The 20,479-nt window shown below is 69.5% G+C and carries 18 protein-coding genes and 1 riboswitch; of the genes, 12 read left to right on the forward strand and 6 right to left on the reverse strand.

Annotated elements, in window-relative coordinates; all coding sequences use genetic code 11:
• The first annotated feature begins 232 nt into the window (after positions 1 to 232).
• The gene (locus tag CCZ27_RS01715) at positions 233 to 2,227 is read left to right on the forward strand and encodes a sigma-54-dependent Fis family transcriptional regulator (protein WP_096445080.1); all 1,995 of its coding nucleotides are present in this window, start codon (positions 233 to 235) and stop codon (positions 2,225 to 2,227) included.
• Positions 2,228 to 2,305: 78 nt separating this feature from the next.
• On the opposite strand, the gene CCZ27_RS01720 is transcribed toward CCZ27_RS01715, so the two are convergent.
• The 4 genes from CCZ27_RS01720 to thiD all read right to left on the reverse strand — a co-directional run bounded on the left by CCZ27_RS01720 (position 2,306) and on the right by thiD (position 5,927).
• Positions 2,306 to 2,677 carry a HEPN domain-containing protein gene (locus CCZ27_RS01720; protein ID WP_198363238.1) on the reverse strand — a complete coding sequence of 124 codons (372 nt, stop codon included), beginning with the start codon at positions 2,675 to 2,677 and terminating at the stop codon, positions 2,306 to 2,308.
• A gap of 4 nt (positions 2,678 to 2,681) precedes the next feature.
• A complete protein-coding gene (locus CCZ27_RS01725; RefSeq protein WP_096445082.1) occupies positions 2,682 to 3,008 on the reverse strand; it encodes a nucleotidyltransferase domain-containing protein in 327 nt (108 codons plus the stop codon).
• A gap of 9 nt (positions 3,009 to 3,017) precedes the next feature.
• Positions 3,018 to 4,934, reverse strand: a complete 1,917-nt coding sequence (gene thiC / locus CCZ27_RS01730) for a phosphomethylpyrimidine synthase ThiC (RefSeq protein WP_096445083.1) — start codon at positions 4,932 to 4,934, stop codon at positions 3,018 to 3,020.
• A gap of 81 nt (positions 4,935 to 5,015) precedes the next feature.
• Positions 5,016 to 5,927, reverse strand: coding sequence for a bifunctional hydroxymethylpyrimidine kinase/phosphomethylpyrimidine kinase (thiD, locus tag CCZ27_RS01735; protein WP_096445084.1), 912 nt, complete (start codon positions 5,925 to 5,927; stop codon positions 5,016 to 5,018).
• A riboswitch (TPP riboswitch) is annotated at positions 5,920 to 6,017 on the reverse strand. Its footprint overlaps the gene before it by 8 nt.
• 128 nt (positions 6,018 to 6,145) lie before the next feature.
• Here thiD and CCZ27_RS01740 point away from each other — a divergent pair.
• From CCZ27_RS01740 to CCZ27_RS01765, 6 genes are all read left to right on the forward strand, one after another.
• Positions 6,146 to 7,798 carry a surface-adhesin E family protein gene (locus CCZ27_RS01740; protein WP_096445085.1) on the forward strand — a complete coding sequence of 551 codons (1,653 nt, stop codon included), beginning with the start codon at positions 6,146 to 6,148 and terminating at the stop codon, positions 7,796 to 7,798.
• A 117-nt stretch (positions 7,799 to 7,915) separates the two neighbouring features.
• The gene (locus CCZ27_RS01745; RefSeq protein ID WP_232516529.1) at positions 7,916 to 9,013 is read left to right on the forward strand and encodes an efflux RND transporter periplasmic adaptor subunit; all 1,098 of its coding nucleotides are present in this window, start codon (positions 7,916 to 7,918) and stop codon (positions 9,011 to 9,013) included.
• Complete coding sequence (locus CCZ27_RS01750) at positions 9,010 to 12,222, forward strand: efflux RND transporter permease subunit (RefSeq protein WP_096445086.1); 3,213 nt, start codon at positions 9,010 to 9,012, stop codon at positions 12,220 to 12,222. The genes CCZ27_RS01745 and CCZ27_RS01750 overlap by 4 nt, the downstream gene beginning before the upstream one ends.
• A gap of 67 nt (positions 12,223 to 12,289) precedes the next feature.
• Complete coding sequence (locus tag CCZ27_RS01755) at positions 12,290 to 12,943, forward strand: protein-L-isoaspartate O-methyltransferase family protein (protein ID WP_096445087.1); 654 nt, start codon at positions 12,290 to 12,292, stop codon at positions 12,941 to 12,943.
• Positions 12,944 to 12,949: 6 nt separating this feature from the next.
• Positions 12,950 to 13,273: a rhodanese-like domain-containing protein gene (locus CCZ27_RS01760; protein WP_096445088.1), complete on the forward strand. Its 324-nt coding sequence runs from the start codon at positions 12,950 to 12,952 to the stop codon at positions 13,271 to 13,273.
• 32 nt (positions 13,274 to 13,305) lie between these two features.
• Entirely contained in the window at positions 13,306 to 14,607 is a 1,302-nt protein-coding gene (locus CCZ27_RS01765; protein WP_096445089.1) for a TolC family outer membrane protein, read from the forward strand.
• A 171-nt stretch (positions 14,608 to 14,778) separates the two neighbouring features.
• On the opposite strand, the gene waaA is transcribed toward CCZ27_RS01765, so the two are convergent.
• Positions 14,779 to 16,044, reverse strand: coding sequence for a lipid IV(A) 3-deoxy-D-manno-octulosonic acid transferase (gene waaA, locus CCZ27_RS01770; RefSeq protein ID WP_096445090.1), 1,266 nt, complete (start codon positions 16,042 to 16,044; stop codon positions 14,779 to 14,781).
• Between the two features lie 143 nt (positions 16,045 to 16,187).
• Here waaA and CCZ27_RS01775 point away from each other — a divergent pair, with 143 nt between their 5' ends.
• Complete coding sequence (locus tag CCZ27_RS01775; RefSeq protein WP_096445091.1) at positions 16,188 to 17,195, forward strand: NAD-dependent epimerase; 1,008 nt, start codon at positions 16,188 to 16,190, stop codon at positions 17,193 to 17,195.
• A gap of 108 nt (positions 17,196 to 17,303) precedes the next feature.
• Here CCZ27_RS01775 and CCZ27_RS01780 read toward each other — a convergent pair whose 3' ends face one another.
• Complete coding sequence (locus CCZ27_RS01780; RefSeq protein WP_232516530.1) at positions 17,304 to 18,575, reverse strand: MFS transporter; 1,272 nt, start codon at positions 18,573 to 18,575, stop codon at positions 17,304 to 17,306.
• Positions 18,576 to 18,763: 188 nt separating this feature from the next.
• Here CCZ27_RS01780 and CCZ27_RS01785 point away from each other — a divergent pair, with 188 nt between their 5' ends.
• From CCZ27_RS01785 to CCZ27_RS23225, 4 genes are all read left to right on the forward strand, one after another.
• Positions 18,764 to 18,994 carry a type II toxin-antitoxin system Phd/YefM family antitoxin gene (locus CCZ27_RS01785; RefSeq protein ID WP_096445093.1) on the forward strand — a complete coding sequence of 77 codons (231 nt, stop codon included), beginning with the start codon at positions 18,764 to 18,766 and terminating at the stop codon, positions 18,992 to 18,994.
• Positions 18,994 to 19,380 (forward strand): type II toxin-antitoxin system VapC family toxin, encoded by a 387-nt coding sequence (locus CCZ27_RS01790; protein ID WP_096445094.1) that lies wholly within the window; start codon positions 18,994 to 18,996, stop codon positions 19,378 to 19,380. Before CCZ27_RS01785 ends, CCZ27_RS01790 begins: the two co-directional genes overlap by 1 nt.
• A 277-nt stretch (positions 19,381 to 19,657) precedes the next feature.
• Entirely contained in the window at positions 19,658 to 19,840 is a 183-nt protein-coding gene (locus tag CCZ27_RS24605) for a type IV pilin protein (RefSeq protein ID WP_332460891.1), read from the forward strand.
• 11 nt (positions 19,841 to 19,851) lie between these two features.
• Positions 19,852 to 20,289 carry a hypothetical protein gene (locus CCZ27_RS23225; RefSeq protein WP_157748412.1) on the forward strand — a complete coding sequence of 146 codons (438 nt, stop codon included), beginning with the start codon at positions 19,852 to 19,854 and terminating at the stop codon, positions 20,287 to 20,289.
• Positions 20,290 to 20,479 lie beyond the last annotated feature (190 nt).

Raw genomic sequence — 20,479 nt, forward strand, 5'->3', positions numbered from 1 at the left:
CCAGAGAGGTGGCATCGCCTTTGCTATGCTTGATGACGAGGTGCAGATTGCGTGCAGGCCGTTGGCAATGCGCCTCATCGCGTCGTCGCCGGACGACATCGACAGCAAGACACCGGAACCGAGGCGGCAGTACAGACAAGGGGCCTACCCCTCCGGTCGCATGCAGCGACCCGCCGCGCCGCGTTCCGCGAGGAGGAGACAGTTGAACGCATTGCGCACGCCCGATGGGCAGATGTTTTCCGACCCCGGCAACGATGCCGCGGTCATGGCGGCATGGGAGCGCTTTCTCGACGGTGGCGGCGCGCCGTCCGATGCGCTGCGCAGCCTGGTGGACGGCTCCTGGCATCGCTGCCAGCAGCACAACGTGGACCCCGACAAGCGCAAGGCCCCGCCGCCGGTGGCGGAGTCGGCCCTGGAGACGCTCAGGCAGCGGCACGACGAACTGCTGCAGGCAAGCGCGCCGGTCATGGCCTGTGCGCGCGACTTCCTGGCCGAAACCGGCACGGTGATGGCGCTCGCCGACACCAGCTCGACCATCCTGACGATGGAGGGCGACAACCCCACGATAGGCTCGGCCGAGTCCATCCATCTGCTGCCGGGCGTGGCCTGGAGCGAGCGCGTCTGCGGCACCAACGCGATCGGCACGGCGCTCGCGGTGGGCCAGCCGGTGCAGATCCATTCCGCCGAGCACTACTGCGCCGGCATCAAGCGCTGGACCTGTTCGGCCACCGTGATCCGCCATCCGCACGACGGCGAGATACTCGGCGTGGTGGACGTGTCCGGACTGTCGGAGACCTACAGCCGGCAGAGCCTGGCGCTGGTCGTCACGACCGCGAGCCGCATCGAGAGCCGGCTCACCATGATGGAGATGGAACGGCGCTACCGCCTGCTGGAAGCGGCCCTGCCGTACTGGTCGGGCGGTGCGGACGGCATCGTGCTGTTCGACCGCCGCGGCTACCCGATCAAGGCGAACGAGAACGCGCAGGCGGCGATCGCGGCCTTCGGCGCCGACCTCGACCTGGCCGCGCCGCGGCGCATCGCCGCGCTTGCCCTCGACGGCAACGGCCAGCCGCTGCCAGCCTGGCTGCGCGCGGAATGGCTGGTGCCGGTGGCCAGCCGCGGCGAACGGCTGGGCACCTTGCTGATCGTGCCCCTGCCGCGGCTCGGCCGCGCGCGGGCAGCCGAGCCGGTGCGCGAACTGGCGGCGGGCGATGCGCCTTCATGTGATCCCGGCGTGCCGGGCATTCCCCCCGGCTTTGCCTCCATCGTCACCGCGGATCCCGGCCTGGGCGATGCATTGCGCAAGGCCGACCAGCTCGCGCGTTCGCGCGTGCCGGTGCTGCTGCTGGGCGAGACCGGCGTCGGCAAGGAAGAGTTCGCGCAGGGCATCCACAAGGCCAGCCCCTTCCGCGACGGCCCCTACGTGGCGCTGAACTGCGGCGGGCTGTCGCGCGAACTGCTGGCGAGCGAACTGTTCGGCTATGTGGATGGCGCCTTCACCGGCGCGCGCAAGGGCGGGCTGGTGGGCAAGATCGAAGCGGCCAACGGCGGCACGCTGTTCCTCGACGAGATCGGCGAGATGCCGCCCGACCTGCAGCCCCACCTGCTGCGCGTGCTGGAACAGGGCGAGATCTACCGCCTGGGCGAGAACGTGCCGCGCAAGGTCGATTTCCGCCTGATCGCCGCGACCCACCGCGACCTGCGGCAGGAGGTCGCCGCCGGGCGCTTCCGCATGGACTTCTACTACCGCGTCGCGGTGACGTCGATCCGCATCCCGTCGCTGCGCGACCGCCGCGGCGACGTGCGCCTGCTCGCACGCCACTTCGTCGATCTGTTCCGCGAGCGCCACGGCCTGGGGCCGCGCCGGCTCGGCGAGGCCCTGCTCGCGGCGCTGGAGGCTTACGCCTGGCCGGGAAACGTGCGCGAACTGCGCAACGTCATCGAGAGCATGGTGCTGATGAGCGAAGGCGAACTGCTCGGCCCGGAGGCCCTGCCGCCCGAACTGGCCGACGGCGACGCCGCGGCGGCGCACGCACCGCAGCCGGTCCCGCCGGCGGTGCGCAGCATCGCCACCGGCGAGGCGGAACTGATCCGCTGCGCCATCGCCGCCACCCGCGGCAACCTGACGAAGGCCGCGCGCGAACTCGACATCGCCAAGAGCACGCTGTACCAGAAGGTCAAGCAATACGGGCTGGAGGCCGACATCTCGCGGGTGCGCTCGGGTTGAGGCGCGGCTCTTCGCCAAGAGCGTGGCACGCCAGGGAGGCGCCGCCGAAGACGCGGCATCGCCTGCGTCCGGCCCCGGCTATCGAATCGCGACGTACGTCCCCGCCCATGCGAGCACGCGCTCGACCCACGCGCAAGCCTGCGCACGGTCCAGCGTGCCAGGATCGATCAGGCCGTAGCGCGCTTCCACGGCAAACGGGTTCAGCTCGTCCAGTGAATCCGCGAACGGGGGCGGGGGCAAACCCTGGTCATGCATCAGATCGAGCAGTTCGGCGATGTCGTGCGTCCTGCGAAACGGGATGCCATATGCGGAAAGCACCGCCTTGAGCGCTTTTTCGACGGCCTGCTGGGCGTGAAAACCGGGGATGGAGTCGGCAATGTCCGGCAGGCCGCTCAAGGCGCGCAGTGCTTTCGCATCTTCGCGAGCCGCGTCGAGCAGCAGTTCCGCCACCGATTTAGCCATACACGACCTTGCCTTCCTGCAGCGCCCAATACAGTGCGGCCCCCGGTTGGTTGCCCCAGCGCTGCACTTCGTCGGCCGAGTACACCAGCACATCGGCCGGGATGCGCAAGGGGCGCAGCAGGCGGCGCAGGCGGACCATTTCGCGTGCGCGGTCGGTGACCCGCTCCTCGATGACGAGCAGGTCGAGGTCGGAATCGGCCTTGGCATCGCCGCGTGCGTAAGAGCCGAACAGCACGATTTTCTGCGGCCGGGCGCCTTCGGCCAGCGCCTTGACGGCGGCGGCAATGGTCTGGTCCGAAAGGCGCCCTGTGCTGTCCATGGCCGAAGCTTACACCTGCCGGTACACCTCGGCGCCGCTCTTCACGAACTCCACCGCCTTCACCTCCATGCCCTTCTTCAGGGCTTCCTGCTCGCCGATGCCCTGCGATGCGGCGAAGTCGCGCACGTCCTGGGTGATCTTCATCGAGCAGAAGTGCGGGCCGCACATCGAGCAGAAGTGGGCGACCTTGGCCGAATCCTTGGGCAGGGTCTCGTCGTGGAATTCGCGCGCCTTGTCCGGGTCCAGGCCGAGATTGAACTGGTCTTCCCAGCGGAACTCGAAGCGCGCCTTGCTCAAGGCGTTGTCGCGGATCTGCGCACCCGGGTGGCCCTTGGCGAGGTCGGCGGCGTGGGCGGCGAGCTTGTAGGTGATGATGCCTTCCTTGACGTCCTGCTTGTTGGGCAGGCCGAGGTGCTCCTTGGGCGTCACGTAGCACAGCATCGCGGTGCCGTACCAGCCGATGGTGGCGGCGCCGATGCCGCTGGTGATGTGGTCGTAGCCCGGCGCGATGTCGGTGGTGAGCGGCCCCAGGGTGTAGAAGGGCGCTTCCTTGCACTGTTCGAGCTGGAGATCCATGTTCTCCCTGATCATGTGCAGCGGCACGTGGCCCGGGCCTTCGATCATCACCTGCACGTCGTGCTTCCAGGCGATGTCGGTGAGTTCGCCCAGGGTCTTCAGCTCGCCGAGTTGCGCCTCGTCGTTGGCGTCGTAGATCGAGCCGGGGCGCAGGCCGTCGCCCAGGCTGAAGGCCACGTCGTAGGCCTTCATGATTTCGCAGATGTCCTCGAAGCGGGTGTAGAGGAAGCTCTCCTCGTGATGCGCCAGGCACCACTTGGCCATGATGGAGCCGCCGCGGCTGACGATGCCGGTCATGCGGTTGGCGGTCAGCGGGATGTAGCGCAGCAGCACGCCGGCGTGGATGGTGAAGTAGTCCACGCCCTGCTCGGCCTGCTCGATCAGCGTGTCGCGGAAGATTTCCCAGGTCAGTTCCTCGGCCTTGCCGTCGACCTTCTCCAGCGCCTGGTAGATCGGCACCGTGCCGATGGGCACCGGGCTGTTGCGGATGATCCACTCGCGCGTCTCGTGGATGTTCTTGCCGGTGGAGAGGTCCATCACCGTGTCGCCGCCCCAGCGGATGGACCAGGTCATCTTGTCGACCTCTTCGGCGATGGAGGAGGTGACGGCCGAGTTGCCGATGTTGGCGTTGATCTTCACCAGGAAGTTGCGGCCGATGATCATCGGCTCGGACTCGGGGTGGTTGATGTTGCTCGGGATGATGGCGCGGCCGCGGGCGACCTCGCTGCGCACGAACTCGGGCGTGATCTCGGCCGGGATGCCGGCGCCGAAGCTCTGCCCCGGATGCTGGCGCAGCAGCATCGCCGCCATCCTGGCGCCGGTGGGGCCGGCCGCCTGCAGCGACTCCATGTACTGCCGGCGCTGCAGGTTCTCGCGGATGGCGATGAACTCCATCTCGGGCGTGACGATGCCCCGGCGCGCGTAGTGCATCTGGGTGACATTGGCGCCGGCCCTGGCGCGGCGCGGCTTGCGGTGCAGGCCGGGAAAACGCAGCTCGTCGAGCCTTTCGTCGGCGGCGCGCATGCGGCCGTACTCGGACGAGAGGTCGGCCAGCACCTCGGTGTCGCCGCGTTCCTCGATCCACTTCTGGCGCAGCGCCGGCAGGCCGGAGCGGATGTCGATCCTGGCCGCCGGATCGGTGTAGGGGCCGGAACAGTCGTAGACGAAGATCGGCGGATTGGGCTCGGCGCCGAACGAGGCCGGCGTGTCGCTCTGGCTGATCTCGCGCATCGGTACGCGGATGTCGGGGCGCGAACCCTCGACGTGGATCTTGCGCGAATTGGGCAGCGGCGCGATGGCGGCTTCATCGACGTGCGCCTTGGCAGCGATGAATTTGTCGTTGGCGTTCATGGGCGGTGTCTCCGTGGGGCGGTATGGTCGTCGGGCGGGCCGCGGCCCGCCGGTGGGGTGGTGAGGGGATGGTGGCCGGCCCTACTGCGGGTCGGGCTGCCTGCGCCACAGCGCGTGGAAGTGGTGCACCGGGCCATGGCCGCTGCCGACGGCGAGTTCGCCGGCATGCGCGATCGCGCCCAGCAGCCACTGGCGGGCCTGGCGCACCGCCGCCTCGACCGGGCGCAGGACGTGCGCGCCGGCCGTCCGCGGCAGCAGCGCGGCCACGGCCGAACTCAGCGAGCAGCCGGTGCCGTGGGTGTTGCGGGTGTCGATGCGCGGTGCCGGCAGCTCGACCATGCGGTCGCCGTCGAACAGCAGGTCGACCACTTCGTCGCCGGGCAGGTGGCCGCCCTTGAGCAGCACCCAGCGCTCGGAGGACAGCGGCAGCAGTTCGCGCAGGCGCTCGGCGGCGCGGTACATCTCCTTGACCGTGTCCGGCGCGCGCCGCTCGAGCAGCACGCCGGCCTCGGGCAGGTTCGGGGTGATCAGGAACGTCTGCGGGAACAGCGCCTCGCGCATCATCGCGATCGCGCTCCCGGCCAGCAGGCTGTCGCCGCTCTTGGCGGCCATCACCGGGTCCAGCACGACGTTGGCCGCCTTCCAGTGCGCCAGGCGGTCGGCGACGGCGGCGGTGACCTCGGCGTTGCCGAGCATGCCGATCTTGGTCGCATGCAGCGCGACGTCGGCGAACAGCGTGTCGATCTGCAGGCGCAGGAAGCCGGTGGGCGGGACGTGCACGCCGGTGACGGCGCGGGTGTTCTGCGCGGTGAGCGCGGCGACGACGCCGCAGCCGTAGGCGCCGAGCGCGGAGAAGGTCTTCAGGTCGGCGAGCACGCCGGCACCGCCGGACGGATCGACGCCGGCGATGGAAACCACGTTCGGAATGCCGGAAACGGCACTTGAGGCCGTGCCGGAAGCGGCAGCGGACGGATGACTGGCAGGACGACTCATGGACACGTTTCCCTACGCCGGTGCGAGCCGGATCAGGTTCCAAGGGTTTCTCTCAGCCCGCAGACGCGGCGGGCACCCCTAACGGCGAGGAGGAACGATACTGGAAGCGTTCCGGCCTAGCAAGGTGACCGAAGTCACGGGCGGCGCGGCGGGCGGCTCAAGATTCGGCGGTGCCTGCCGTCAAAATGACCGATAGCGCACCGAGCCTTTGCGACCCGATGAAACCCGCCCGCCTGTTTGCCGCCCTGCTGCTGTTGCCCGCCGCGCTGCCGCTGTGCGCCGCCGACTGGCAGATGGTGGTCCGCGACCGCAACCGCCAGGTCGAGATCGACCGTGCCAGCATCTTCAATTCCGACCGCGGCACCAAGGTGTCGTGGGCGAGGGTGGTGCTGGCGTCGGAGGAGGCGGCGACCGCCGGCTATGCCACGATCAAGGCGCTGAACCGCTACGACTGCATGAACCGCAGCTTCCTCACGGTCAAGCGCGTCTATCTGGATGCCAGCGAGCAGATCCTGCGCGAGGAAGCGGTCGCCGAGCAGGCGCCGATGCTGGTGGCGCGCAACTCGGTCGACGAGCGCCTGTGGCGCGAGGTCTGCCGTCCGCCCACGGCCAAGGACCTCGAGAAGATCGCCGACGAGGCGGTCAAGGCCACCGCCGGGGCGCTGGAGGCGGGGAAGACTGCGCGTCCGCCCGAGGCGAAGCCGCCGCAGGCGGCCGCGGCCGGCTCCGCGCCCAGGCCCGGGCCGATGGCGCAGGCCAGGCCCGAGCCGATTCCGCGCACCGATCCGGCGGCGCGGCCGGCGCCGATCCCCGCCCGCGACGCCGCGGCCGCGCAGTTGCGCAGCGGCGACATCAAGCCCGCCGGCGCGGAGCCGCCGCAGGCCGCCATCGCGCCGCCCCTGCCCAGGCTCGACCTGGCGCCGCCGCCCGAGCGCGCGCCGGACACGAAGGCGGACGTCGCGGGCACGGCCAGGCCGGAACCGAAACCGCCGGTGGCCGCGGCCGGCCGGCCGGCCGGCGAGCCGAAGCCGGTGCCGCCCGCCGCGGCCAGGCCCCGCCCGGCGGCCGCGCCGGTGCGCGAACGGCATGCGCTCGACGAGGCCGCCTTCGCCGCGCTGTCGCTGCACCGTACCGCGGCCGCCGCATCCAGGCCGGTGCCCGTCCGGGCGCAGGACGGCACGCGTGCTGCGGGCGCGGCGCAATGGAGCTACCAGGGCGAGACCGGGCCGGACCAATGGGGCCGCCTGCGCCCCGAGTGGCAGGTGTGCACGCTGGGAACGCGGCAGTCGCCGATCGATCTGCGGGACGGCGTGGGCGTCGAACTCGAGCCGGTGAAGTTCGACTATCGTCCGTCGCGCTTTCGCGTCACCGACACCGGCACCATGCTCCGGGTCGATCTGGACGAGACGATGAGCATGGAGGTGCGCGGCCGGCGCTACCTGCTGGAATACCTGACCCTGCACCGTCCCGCCCAGGACCGCGGCGCCGCGCCGGCGCAGGACATGGTGGCGCATCTGCGGCACCGCGACGCCGACGGCAATCCCGCCATGCTGGCGGTGCCGCTGGCGGCGGGCGAACAGGGCAATGCCGTGCTGCAGATGCTGTTGAACAACCTGCCGCTCGACAAGGGGCGCAGCCATGCACCGGCCGCGCCGATCGATCTTTCCGCGCTGCTGCCGGCCAGCCCGGCGCACTATCTGTACAGCGGCTCGCTGCCGGAGCCGCCCTGCACCGAAGGCGTGCTGTGGGTGGTGATGAAGCAGCCGGCGCCGATGTCCGCCGATCAGCTCGCGGCCTTCGCCCGCCTGTATCCGCCCAACAGCCGCCCTTTCCAGCCGTCCAACGGCCGGCTCGTGCTCGAATCCCGCTGAAGGAACATTCCGTCCGCGTGCCCGCCGGCGCCGCGGGCGGGTAAACTCACCCCGTCGCCGCCGAAGCGGCGCAGGGGCGACCGGCGTCGCCCCGGTTTCCGATACCGGAGTGGGTGGATGAACATGCGTGGATGGATCATCGTGGTTGCCGCGGGCGCCGCGTTCGGCGGTTGCTCGCGTCCGCCGGAGGAGGCCGCGCCGCCGCTGGCGGTGCTGGTGCGCAGCATGGACAAGGCGCAGGTCGCGGCGGGTGTGCAGGTCTACACCGGCGAGGTGCGCGCCCGCATCGAGACGGATCTGGGCTTTCGCATCGGCGGCAAGATCCTGCAGCGCCGGGCAGACGTCGGCGCGCGGGTCAGGGCCGGCGAGGTCCTCGCCCTGCTGGACCCGCAGGATGCCCGCCTTGCCGCGGGTGCCGCCGCCGCTGCCGAGGCGGCCGCGGCGGCCGACCTCGCGCTGGCCGAGGCCGAGTTCAAGCGCGCGAGCGAACTTCGCACGCGCAACTTCATCAGCGATTCGGCGCTGGATACGCGCCGCACCGCACTGCAGGCGGCCCAGGCGAGGCTGCGCCAGGCGCGCGCGCAGGCCGCGACCGCGCTCAACCAGGCGGACTACACCCGCCTGCTGGCCGATGCCGACGGCGTGGTGACGAGCGTGCTCGCCGAGCCCGGCCAGGTCGTGGCGGCCGGGCAGCCGGTGGTGCGCGTGGCGCAGCCGGGCGAGCGCGAGGTGCTGATCCACGTGCCCGAGAACCGCGTGCGCGGCTTCGCACCCGGCGGCGCGGCCACCGTGCGGCCGTGGATGGCGGCCGACCGTTCCTATGCCGCGCGCGTGCGCGAGGTCGCGCCGGCGGCCGACAGCGCGACGCGGACCTATGCCTTGCGCGTCAGCGTGCCGGGCGCCGACGACGCGCTTCCGCTCGGAGCGACCGCCGGCGTGAGCTTCGAAGCCGCGGATCAGGAAGGGGTGCTGCTGCCGCTGCCGGCGGTGACGCGGGTCGGCGACCGCGCGCAGGCATGGGTGGTCGACGCCGGCGACAAGGCGCGCATGGTGGCGGTGGAGGTCGGCGGCTGGCGCGAGGACGGCGTGCTCGTGCGCGGCGGCCTGCCGGCAGATGCGCGGGTGGTGGTGGCCGGCGTGCATCGGCTCGTGGAGGGCGCGCCGGTGCGGCCGGTGGAAGAGGGCGCGCCGGTGGCGCTGGACGTCGAGCGATGAGCGCCGACCAGCAGCCGGGCGGCGGCGGGTTCAACCTGTCCGAATGGGGGCTCGCGCACCGCTCGCTGGTGCTCTACCTGATGCTCGTGTCCACGCTGATCGGGCTCGTCGCGTACACCCATCTCGGCCAGTCGGAGGACCCGCCCTTCACCTTCAAGATCATGGTGGTGCGCGCCGAGTGGCCGGGCGCGTCGGCGCGCGAGATCGAACTGCAGGTGACCGACAAGATCGAGAAGAAGCTGCAGGAGATCCCCCAGATCGACGTGGTGCGCAGCTTCTCGCGGCCGGGTGAATCCATGGTCTTCGTGGTCACCCGCGACTCGACGCCGTCCAAAGAGATGCCCGAGGTGTGGTACCAGGCGCGCAAGAAGATCGGCGACATCACCTACACGCTGCCCGCCGGCGTGCGCGGTCCCTTCTTCAACGACGAATTCGGCGACACCTACGGCAATATCTTCGCGCTCGTCGGCGAAGGCGTGTCGCATGCCGAACTCAAGCGCCATGCCGAGGCGATCCGCAGCGAACTGCTGCGGGTGAAGGACGTCGCCAAGGTCAGCTTCTTCGGCGAGCAGGCGCAGCGGGTGTACATCGAGCTGTCGAACGCCAAGCTTGCCACCTTCGGCCTGCAGCTCACCGACATCGTCGCCGCGCTGTCGGCGCAGAACGCCGAGACCGGAGCGGGCTTCTTCGAGACCTCGGCCGAGCGCATCTGGCTGCGTCCGAGCGGCCAGTTCGAGGACCTGGACGCGATCCGCGACACGGTCGTCCGCGCGCGCGGACGCGAGTTCCGCCTCGGCGACGTCGCGCAGGTGCGCCGCGGCTACGCCGACCCGCCGGCCGAGCGCATGCGCTTCATGGGCGAGGATGCCTTCGGCATCGGCGTGTCGATGCGCGCCGGCGGCGACATCGTGGCGCTGGGCGGCAACCTCGATGCGGCGGTGGCGAAGATCGAAAGCCAGTTGCCGGCGGGCATCCGCTTCGAGCGCGTCGCCGACCAGCCGCATGCGGTTAGCCGTTCGGTGTCGGAGTTCGTGCGCGTGCTGGCCGAGGCGGTGATCATCGTCATGGCGGTCAGCCTGATGTCGCTGGGGTTCCGCACCGGCGTGGTGGTGCTGATCGTGATCCCGGTGGTGCTGGCGATCACCTTCCTGTTCATGCATCTGTTCGGCATCGGCCTGCACAAGATCTCGCTCGGTGCGCTGATCCTGGCGCTGGGCCTGCTCGTGGACGACGCCATCATCGCCGTCGAGATGATGGCGACGAAGATGGAAGAGAGCTGGAGCCGCGTGCGTGCGGCGAGCCATGCCTGGACGTCGACCGCGATGCCGATGCTCTCCGGCACGCTGGTCACCGCGGCGGGCTTCCTGCCCATCGCCACCGCCGCCTCGTCCACCGGCGAATACACCCGCTCGATCTTCCAGGTGACGGTGATCGCGCTGCTGGTGTCCTGGGTGGCGGCGGTGCTGTTCGTGCCCTACCTGGGCTACTACCTGCTGCCCGACTTCCGCGCCAACGCCGGCAAGCCGTCCCTGCTGGCGCGGCTGGTCGGGCGCGTCTTCCCCGGACTCGGCCGGCGCATGGCCGAGCGTGCCGTGCATGCGCAGGACCCGCACGACGAATACGCGATCTACCACACGCGGTTCTATACCCGGTTCCGCACGCTGGTGAACTGGTGCGTGCTCCACCGCTGGATCGTCGTCGGGCTGACGCTGGCGGCCTTTGTCGCATCGCTCGCGGTGTTCGGGCGCTTCGTGCCGCAGCAGTTCTTTCCGGATTCCACCCGGCCCGAGCTGATCGTCGACCTGCGCCTTGCCGAGGGCACCTCGCACCAGGCCACCGAGGCGTCGGTGCGGCGGCTGGAACGCTTTCTCGACGGGCAGGACGGCATCGCCAACTACGTCGCCTGGCTGGGGACCGGCAGCCCGCGCTTCTACCTGCCGCTGGACCAGCAACTGGCGCAGGCCAATTTCGGGCAGTTCGTCATCCTCACCGAAGGCGTGGCCGAGCGCGAGGCGCTGCGCGCGAAGCTGATCCGCCTGTTCGCCGACGAGCCCTGGCCGCTGCTGGGCACGGTGGTGCGGCTGGAGAACGGCCCGCCGGTCGGCTTCCCGGTGCAGTACCGTGTGAGCGGGCCGGACTTCGCCGAACTGCGCCGCATCGCCCACCGGCTGGCCGACGAACTGCGTGCCGACGCGCGGCTGTCGAACGTGCACCTGGATTGGGAAGAGCCCTCCAAGGTGGTGCGCCTGAAGATAGACCAGCACAAGGCGCGGCTGCTCGGCGTGTCCAGCCAGGACATCGCCAACCTGCTGGCCACCTCGCTGCAGGGCGTGACGGTGACGCAGTTCCGCGAGGGGACCGAGACGATCGCGGTGGTGCTGCGCGGCGCCGAGCCGGAGCGCGTGCATCTGGGCCTGCTGCCGGATCTCGCGCTGCCGGTAGCGGGCGGGCGCAGCGTGCCGCTGGCCCAGGTCGCCACCGCCGAATACGGCTTCGAAGAGGGCGTGATCTGGCGGCGCAACCGCCTGCCGACGGTCACCGTGCGCGCCACCCTGTACGGCGCGACGCAGCCGGCGGAGATCGTCGGCGGGCTCGCGCCGCAGATCGACGCCATCGGCCGGGCGCTGCCGCTCGGCTACCACATCGAGGTGGGCGGCGCGGTGGAGGAAAGCGGCAAGGGCGGCAGCTCGGTGGCGGCCGGCGTGCCGCTGTTCGTGCTCGTCGTGCTGAGCGTGCTGCTGGTGCAACTGCAAAGTTTCTCGCGCACGCTGATGGTGGTGTTGACGGCGCCGCTGGGCATGATAGGCGTCACCCTGTTCCTGCTCGCGTTCAACAAGCCCTTCGGCTTCGTGGCGATGCTCGGCACCATCGCGCTGTCGGGCATGATCATGCGCAACTCGGTGATCCTGGTGGACCAGATCGAGCAGGACCTGACGGCGGGGCGCACGCCGTGGGACGCCATCGTCGAATCCACCGTGCGCCGCTTCCGGCCCATCATGCTGACCGCCGCGGCGGCCATCCTGGCGATGATTCCGCTGTCGCGCAGCGCCTTCTTCGGGCCGATGGCGGTGGCGATCATGGGCGGGCTGACGGTGGCCACCGTGCTGACCATGCTCTTCCTGCCCGCGCTCTACGCCGCGTGGTACCGCGTGAAGCCGCCCGGCGCCGTGCCCGGCGAGGATCGCAGTGCAGCAACTGAGCTAGAATGACGCGGTTTTGCCGATGGACGACGCTTTGAAAATAAGCGTGTGCTAATATTTCGCCAGGGAGTGCCCGATGAACTTCGAAAAAGCGCGTTTCAACATGGTCGAGCAGCAGATCCGCACCTGGGAGGTGCTGGACCCGGACGTGCTCGACCTCCTGATGACGGTGAAGCGCGAGGAGTTCGTGCCCGAGCATGCGCGTGCCCTGGCCTTTGCCGACGTCGAGATCCCCATCGGCTGTGGCCAGGTGATGCTCAAGCCGGTGATCGAGGGCAAGGTCCTGCAGGCGCTGCAGCTCAACCGCGCCGATTCGGTGCTCGAGATCGGCACCGGCTCGGGCTTCTTCGCCGCGCTGCTGGCGGCGCGGACCGAGTGGGTGCGCTCGATCGAGATCGAGCCCGAACTGGTCCGCCTGGCCAGCGCCAACCTGTCGCGCAACAAGGTGGACAACGTGATCGTCGAGGAAGGCGACGGCGTCCAGGGCTGGGCCAGCCGCGCGCCCTACGACGTGATCGTCGTCTCCGGCGGCCTGCCGTTCCTGCCGCAGGCGCTGCTCGAACAGCTCAAGGTCGGCGGCCGCCTGTTCGCCTTCGTCGGCGAGGCGCCGGTCATGAAGGCGCGCCTGGTCACCTGCGAGGCCGAAGGGCGCTTCCGCACCGAAGACATCTTCGAGACCGTCGTGCCCATGCTCAAGCACGCACCGCGGCGCGAGACTTTCCGCTTCTGAGGACCCATGCAGCAGATCAGCCCCGCCCAGCTCGCCGCCCGGCTCGCCGACGACCGGCAGCCCGCGCCGCTGCTGCTCGACGTGCGCGAGCCGTGGGAGTTCGACATCTGCCACATCGAGGGCTCGGTGCCGATGCCGATGGCCTCGGTGCCCGCGCGCCTGGGCGAACTCGATCCCGAGCGTGAAACCGTTGTGATCTGCCACCACGGCGGGCGCAGCGCGCAGGTGTGCATGTTCCTGGCGCGGCAGGGCCACGCCAGGGTGATCAACCTTGCCGGCGGCGTCGCCGGCTGGGCTGCGCAGGTCGATCCGCGCATGCCCCAGTACTGAGTTCCCGAAGCGGGTCTTGCGGAGAGCATGCAATGAAGCGAGTGATGGCGATCTGCCTGGCAGGGCTGTTTTCCTCAGGGGCACCGGCCGCCGACCTGATGCAGATCTATCGCGACGCGCTCGCCAATGACGCCAGGTTCGCCGCCGCGCGCGCGCAGCGCGAAGCGGGGCAGGAAAAGGTCGTGCAGGGGCTGTCGGGCCTGCTGCCGCAGATCGGTGCCGCCGCCAGCACCACCTGGAACCAAGCCGAGACGCGCACCGGCCAGGGCCGCATCGACCGCGACTACAACAGTAACGGCTATTCGGTGCAACTGACCCAGCCGCTGTTCCGCTGGCAGAACTGGGTGGAATACAAGCAGGGCGGATTGCAGACCGCGCTGGCCGACAGCCAGTTCGGCATCGCGCAGCAGGACCTCGTGCTGAGGGTGGCGGATGCCTACTTCAACGTGCTCAACGCGCAGGACGCGCTCGCGGCGGTCACGCAGTTGCGCGCCGCCGCCGCCGAGCAGCGCCAGCTCGCCAATGCCAGCTTCGAGGTCGGCACCGTCACCATCACCGACGTCCATGAGGCGCAGTCGCGCTACGACCTGGCGGTGGCGCAGGAGATCGCGGCGCAGAACCAGCTCGAGGTCGCGCGCCAGACGCTGGCCCAGATCATCGGCAAGCAGCCCGAGCCCCTCGCCACGCTACGCCCCGGCGTCGCGCTGCAGCGGCCGCAGCCCGACGACATCGCCGACTGGGTGAGCGCGGCCGAAGCCGGCAGCCTGAGCGTGCAGGCGCAGCAGCTCGTGCGCGAGATCGCGGCGCGCGAAGTCGAGCGCGCGCAGGCGGGCCACCTGCCCACGGTCGACATCGTCGCCACGCATGGCCTCAACAACCGGCCGGCGATCACCACCGACCGCTCCGAGTCGACCACCATCGGCCTGCAGCTCAACCTGCCGCTGTATTCCGGCGGACGCACGTCGTCGGTCAGCCGCGAGGCGGCCGCGCTGCGCATGAAGGCGGACTCCGATCTCGAGGATGCACGCCGCAGCGCCGCGCTCGCCGCCCGCCAGTCGTGGCTGGGCGTCACCAGCGGGCTGGCGCAGGTGACGGCGCTCGAGGCGGCCAGGGTGTCGTCCACCTCGGCGCTGGAAGCCAACAAGCTCGGCTACGAAGTCGGGGTGCGGATCAACATCGACGTGCTGAACGCCCAGAGCCAGCTTGCCGACACCCTGCAGCGGCTCGCCCGCGCGCGCTACGACACGCTGCTCGCGCAACTGCGCCTGAAGGCCGCCGCCGGCACGCTGGGCGAGGCGGACGTGCAGGCGATCAATGCCCTGCTGACGCAGTAAGGGAGCGGACTGCCTCCCGGCGCGGGCCGGGGACGGGCAGCGCGGCGATCCGCCGGTTCCGCCTGCGGCTGGTGAGCGCCGGCAAGCGCGAGAACCAACTCAACGCCATCCTGCGCATTCGTCGAACGGCCGTCGCAGCGACTCCGACCGCTGGACGGGTGACACGCTTGCTCAGCCCGCCGGCTTCAAGCGCTCTATGACCTCGATCGACCGCTGCGTGGCGCCGCGGTGCGCCTCGGCGAAGCGCAGGCCCGCGGCGGCCATCGCTGCGCGCGCGCCGGTGTCGCGCAGCAGTTCCAGCGCCTGTGCCATGCCGTCGCCGATGTCGTGCGCGCGCTGCGCGGCGCCGGCGGCGACCGCCTGTTCCGCCACGAGCTGGAAGTTGAACGTGTGCGGGCCGGCGATGACCGGCGTGCCGACCGCGCAGGCTTCTATCAGGTTCTGCCCGCCCAGCGGTAACCAGCTACCGCCGATCAGCGCGGCGTCGGCGGCCGCGTAGTAGGCGAACATCTCGCCCATCGAATCGCCCAGCCAGACGCGGGTGTCCGCCGCCACCGGCGCCTCGTCCGAGCGCCGCTGCAGGGCCAGGCCGCGCGCGTGGACCAGCCCGGCGACCGCGTCGAAACGCTGCGGATGGCGCGGCACCAGGGCGAGCAGCACGTCGGGCGGTGCGAGGCGGGCGAAGGCATCCAGCAGCGGGCCTTCCTCGCCTTCGCGCGTGCTGGCGGCGAGCAGCACCGGGCGCGTGCCGAAGCGCTCGCGGAAGGCGCGCGCCAGTTCAGGCATGCCGGGCGGCGGCGCGATGTCGAACTTGATGTTGCCGGTGATGGTCACGCGCTCCGCGCCCAGCCCGGACAGCCGCGCGGCGTCGGCCGCCGTCTGCGCGCCGATCGCCGACAGGGCCTTCATCGTCAGGCCGGTGAGCGCCGGCAGGCGGGCGTAGCGGCGGGCGGAGCGTTCCGACAGGCGGGCGTTGGCCAGCATCACCGGGATGCGCCGCCTGCGGCAGGCCGCAAGCAGGTTCGGCCACAGTTCGGTCTCCATGATCACGCCGAACACGGGGCGGAAATGGCGCAGGAAGCTGTGCACGAAGCAGCCGAGGTCGTATGGCAGATACACCCGCAGCACGCGGGATTCGCCGCCGAACAGCGCCTTCGACGTCTCGCGCCCGGTGGGCGTCATGTGCGTGAGCACCACCGAATGCTCCGGCCAGCGTTGCAGCAGCGCGCGCACCAGCGGTTCGGCCGCGCGCGTCTCGCCCACCGACACCGCGTGCACCCAGATCACCCGGCACGGCGCCCGCACGGTGTAGCGCCCGAGACGTTCGCCGACGTGCTTCAGGTAGCCCGGCTGGCGCCGGGCGCGCCACACCAGGCGCAGCAGGGCGAGCGGCAGTACGAAGAGCCAGAGCAGCGAATAGGGCAGGCGGGTCAGCATCGGGCGGGGTGGAGTCGGGCAAGCGGATTATAGGGGCGGCGGCCGGAGAACGTCGTTTACCGATGGCGCGGTGCCCAGCCTTGCACGAAAAGCTGCGGGTACGCATGCGATAATCGCGCAAAGCAACCAACCCCCGGACTTCCATGAAGATTCTCGTTACCGGCGCTGCCGGCTTCATCGGCATGCACACCTCCGAACGTCTGCTCGCCCGCGGCGACGAAGTGGTCGGACTCGACAACCTCAACGATTATTACGATCCCACGCTGAAAGAGGCGCGCCTCGCCCGCCTCACGCCGAACGGGGGTTTCCGCTTCGTCAGGATGGACGTCGCCGACCGCGCCGGCATGGAGGGCCTGTTCGCCGCGGAGAAGTTCGACCGCGTGATCCACCTCGCCGCCCAGGCCGGCGTGCGCTACTCGCTGCAGAATCCGCACGCCTACGTCGACAGCAACCTCGTCGGCTTCACCAATATCCTCGAAGGCTGCCGCCACAACGAGGTGCAGCACCTCGTGTATGCATCGAGTTCCAGCGTGTATGGCGGCAACACCAGGATGCCGTTCTCGGAGCACGACAGCGTCGACCACCCCGTCAGCCTGTACGCCGCCACCAAGAAGGCCAACGAGCTGATGGCGCACACCTACAGCCACCTCTACGGCCTGCCCACCACCGGCCTGCGCTTCTTCACCGTGTATGGCCCGTGGGGCCGGCCGGACATGGCGCTGTTCCTGTTCACCAAGGCCATCCTCGAAGGCCGCGCCATCGACGTCTTCAACCACGGCAGGATGAAGCGCGACTTCACCTTCATCGACGACATCGTCGAAGGCGTGATCCGCACCATGGACCGCGTCGCCGAACCCGACCCCGGCTTCGACGCCGACCGGCCCGACCCCGGCCGCAGCAACGTGCCCTTCCGCGTCTTCAACATCGGCAACCACGACCCGGTGGAACTGATGGCGTTCATCGCCGCCATCGAGAAATCCCTCGGCAAGACCGCCGAGAAGAACTTCCTGCCGCTGCAGGACGGCGACGTGCCCGCCACCTACGCCGACACGGCCGAACTCAACGCCTGGACCGGCTTCGCCCCGGCGACCAGCGTGGAGGACGGCGTGGGGCGGTTCGTGGCGTGGTACCGGGGGTATTACGGGGTCTGATGCCGGCCTGCCGTGCCGGTGGCGCGGCGGGATGGCGCAAGGGCGGTTTCGGGGGCAGGCGCGGATCGGGCGCCTCGCCGTGCGCAGGCAGGGTGATGCACCGGCCGGTCATGCCGGCAGCGATTCGCCCTGCTTCCCGCCGTCCTGCCCTGCCGCCGGCTGCAGGTGCGGAAACGCATCCGTCCGCGCCAGCAGCGGAAACAGCTTCATCCAGATGCCGCCCACGGCCAGCGTCGCCGCGCCGCCGAATATCACCGCCGGCACCAGCCCGAGCAGACGGGCGGCCACGCCCGACTCGAAGTCGCCGAGCTGGTTCGAGGCGCCGATGAACACCGAATTCACCGCGCTGACCCGCCCCCGGATCTCGTCCGGCGTTTCGTGCTGCACCAGGATCTGGCGCACATAGACGCTGACCATGTCGCCCGCGCCACCCACGGCGAGCAGCGCGATCGACAGCGGCAGGCTGGCCGACAGGCCGAAGAGCGCCATCGACGCGCCGAACACCGCCACGCCACCGAACATCCAGCGCCCCACGTGGCGGCGGATCGGCCGCCACACCAGCGCCGCTGCGGCGAATGCCGCACCCACGGCCGGCGCCGCGCGCAGCAGGCCCAGCCCGGCGGCGTCCACCTGCAGCACGTCGCGCGCCATCGCCGGCATCAGGGCCACCGCACTGCCGAACAGCACCGCGAACAGATCGAGCGAGATCGCCCCCAGCACGATCGGGCGCGAGAACACGAAGCGCAGCCCCTCGAACACCGCGCCGGCATCGCGTCCGTCCGCCTGCCCGGCGGCATGGCGCCTGCCGCTGCGCACCCGGCTCATCAACAGCACCGCGCTGGCGAACAAGGTCGTCGACGCAACGTAGACCGCATGCGGCCCGCCCAGATAGACCACGCCGCCAAGCACCGGACCGGCGATCACCGCGACGTGGAAGGACGACGAATGTAGCGCCAGCGCCTGGGCGAACCGCGGCGCCGACACCAGGTTGATCAGCACCGCCTGGCTTGCCGGCATCATGAAGGCCCGGGCACAGCCGAGCAGGACCAGCACGGCGTAGATCAGGCCCACCTCGTGCAGGCCGGCGAGCGTGATGCCCAGGAGAGCGGCCGAGGCCAGGCCCTGCAGCGCAAAACAGAAGGTGATGATGCGGCTGCGCTCCTTGCGGTCGGCGACCTGCCCCGCCGGCAGGATCAACACCACGAAGGGCGCGAACTGCGCCAGCCCGACCAGGCCGAGCGCGAGCAGGTCGCCGGTCAGTTCATAAACCTGCATCCCCACCGCGACGCTGACCATCTCGGCTGCCAGCGTGACCAGGATCTTCGCGCTCAGGAAGAACAGGAAATCCCGCTCCTGCAATACCGCCAGCCGCTCCCGCATGCTCAATTCGGTTCTCTCGCAAGTTGTCGCGTCCGCCCGGCCGTATCCGCCGGCCCCTGGCTGACGCCTGGAGGGGGATTCTGCCGGATCGGGCCGCATGCGTGGGTTCGGGCGTGGGCACGGACCGGATATCCAGACATGGATGTCTGCTAGACTTAGTCCATTGATTTAGTCCATGAGGCGGTGCGATGACGCTCATCGTCAATGTCCACGAAGCGAAGACCCAGTTCTCGCGTCTGCTGGAGCAGGCGCACGCTGGGCAGGAGATCATTCTCGCCAAGGCGGGCAAGCCGTATGCGCGCTTGATGCCGCTTGCCCAGCCTGCTTCGCGAAGACAGCCGGGACGGCTCGCCGGGCGGATCGGCGACGAGTTCTTCGAACCGCTTCCCGACGAAGAGCTGGACGCCTGGGAGCGGTGATGCGGCTGCTGCTCGATACCCACGCCCTGCTGTGGTGGTTCACCGACGATCCGCGGCTGCCCGGCTCCGCACGGGACGCGATTGCCGACGAGCGCAACCTCATCCTGGTCAGCGCAGCCAGCGCCTGGGAAATCGCGACCAAGCACCGGCTCGGGAAGCTCGCCGAGGCCGCCGGGGCAGTCAGCCGCTTCGGCGAACTCGTTGCCGCCGACGGATTCACCCATCTGCCGATGACGCATTTCCACTGCATCCGGGCGGGCAGCTACGAGGTTGCGCATCGGGATCCGTTCGACCGGATGCTGGCGGCGCAAAGCGAACTCGAGTCCGCCACGCTGGTGACCCGGGACCCCGCATTCGCATGCTTCGGAACCCGCACCTTCTGGTGAGGGATGAGTGGAGTCCGGGGCCCGGTACGGCCCGGGACCGATGCACGGGGACGCATCTGTCGTCGAGGCTGGCAAGGATTGTCAATCGGCTGGATCGAATGTCAATTGTGGACAGGCGCTTGTCCCGATCTGCCAGAAGTTCGGCGTTCTGCCGCCGCTCAATGTGACATCTGTCACGGATCGGGTGGGTCGAGAGACCTGGCACGCCTTCTGCTTATTGTTGGTCAAGCGTCGGGATTGATTGCCGGCGCCCGGTCAATCCTGTCGGAGACTTCAAATGATGAAGAAAATGCAGAAAGGCTTCACCCTGATCGAGCTGATGATCGTCGTGGCGATCATCGGCATCCTGGCGGCGATCGCGATCCCGCAATTCAACGAGTATCGTGCCAAGGCAAACGATTCGTCGGCCCAGGCAGATGTCAAGAATGGCCTTACCGTGCTCACCGCTGCGCAGAAATAAGGAGAACGAAGATGAAGAAGCTTATTCCCTTGTTCATGATGATTGCTGGCGTCGGGGCTTCGTTCGGTGCTTCCGCTCAAACGGCTCTCCCGCCTAATGGTGGTCCGGTTACCACCACCGCATGCACGGTCCTGTCGGAACAGGTTACGCTGAACCTGTCGAAGGGTGTCCATGGCGCCTTCAACTGCGACGAGGCGACCAATGCAATCAAGGTTGCTACTTGTCACGAAGCGGGAAGTCGCAAGCCGACGACGGTGAACTGCGTTGCGCAAGGTTCTGAGCCGGATATCACCTATACTCCGGCGGGATGCGCGGCAGGTGTGGCGAGCGTCGAGATCAGTGATTACCGTGCATTTACCGCCAATAGCCGTGGCGGCGGTGTCGGTACGGCTCAACTCGGTGGGGCGTGCACGGACAGCAGTCTCAGCGGACTTGGCGGCTTCTGGTAATCCCGGGGCATTCATGAAGCACGCACTATAGAAAGTGCAAGCTTTCATTGAAGTCAAAGCGGCAGGAGCGTAATGCTCTGCCGCTTTGAGCATGTGGAAACGTTGAATCGTTCTTTCTGAACTCCATTGACGGGATCGATTCTCGACGCCGATTGCTCGCAACGCAACAGGGAAAGTGTTTGCGAGGCAT

The organism is Thauera sp. K11, from assembly GCF_002354895.1.
GTDB lineage: Bacteria > Pseudomonadota > Gammaproteobacteria > Burkholderiales > Rhodocyclaceae > Thauera > Thauera sinica.

Excerpts from the sequence above, each read along its gene's own strand:
- CCZ27_RS01715 (WP_096445080.1), top strand. The coding sequence starts at position 233 with ATGTTTTCCGACCCCGGCAACGATGCCGCGGTCATGGCGGCATGGGAG.
- CCZ27_RS01725 (WP_096445082.1), bottom strand. The coding sequence starts at position 3,008 with ATGGACAGCACAGGGCGCCTTTCGGACCAGACCATTGCCGCCGCCGTC.
- thiC (WP_096445083.1), bottom strand. The coding sequence starts at position 4,934 with ATGAACGCCAACGACAAATTCATCGCTGCCAAGGCGCACGTCGATGAA.
- thiD (WP_096445084.1), bottom strand. The coding sequence starts at position 5,927 with ATGAGTCGTCCTGCCAGTCATCCGTCCGCTGCCGCTTCCGGCACGGCC.
- CCZ27_RS01740 (WP_096445085.1), top strand. The coding sequence starts at position 6,146 with ATGAAACCCGCCCGCCTGTTTGCCGCCCTGCTGCTGTTGCCCGCCGCG.
- CCZ27_RS01745 (WP_232516529.1), top strand. The coding sequence starts at position 7,916 with ATGAACATGCGTGGATGGATCATCGTGGTTGCCGCGGGCGCCGCGTTC.
- CCZ27_RS01750 (WP_096445086.1), top strand. The coding sequence starts at position 9,010 with ATGAGCGCCGACCAGCAGCCGGGCGGCGGCGGGTTCAACCTGTCCGAA.
- CCZ27_RS01755 (WP_096445087.1), top strand. The coding sequence starts at position 12,290 with ATGAACTTCGAAAAAGCGCGTTTCAACATGGTCGAGCAGCAGATCCGC.
- CCZ27_RS01760 (WP_096445088.1), top strand. The coding sequence starts at position 12,950 with ATGCAGCAGATCAGCCCCGCCCAGCTCGCCGCCCGGCTCGCCGACGAC.
- CCZ27_RS01765 (WP_096445089.1), top strand. The coding sequence starts at position 13,306 with ATGAAGCGAGTGATGGCGATCTGCCTGGCAGGGCTGTTTTCCTCAGGG.
- waaA (WP_096445090.1), bottom strand. The coding sequence starts at position 16,044 with ATGCTGACCCGCCTGCCCTATTCGCTGCTCTGGCTCTTCGTACTGCCG.
- CCZ27_RS01775 (WP_096445091.1), top strand. The coding sequence starts at position 16,188 with ATGAAGATTCTCGTTACCGGCGCTGCCGGCTTCATCGGCATGCACACC.
- CCZ27_RS01780 (WP_232516530.1), bottom strand. The coding sequence starts at position 18,575 with ATGCGGGAGCGGCTGGCGGTATTGCAGGAGCGGGATTTCCTGTTCTTC.
- CCZ27_RS01785 (WP_096445093.1), top strand. The coding sequence starts at position 18,764 with ATGACGCTCATCGTCAATGTCCACGAAGCGAAGACCCAGTTCTCGCGT.
- CCZ27_RS01790 (WP_096445094.1), top strand. The coding sequence starts at position 18,994 with ATGCGGCTGCTGCTCGATACCCACGCCCTGCTGTGGTGGTTCACCGAC.
- CCZ27_RS24605 (WP_332460891.1), top strand. The coding sequence starts at position 19,658 with ATGATGAAGAAAATGCAGAAAGGCTTCACCCTGATCGAGCTGATGATC.
- CCZ27_RS23225 (WP_157748412.1), top strand. The coding sequence starts at position 19,852 with ATGAAGAAGCTTATTCCCTTGTTCATGATGATTGCTGGCGTCGGGGCT.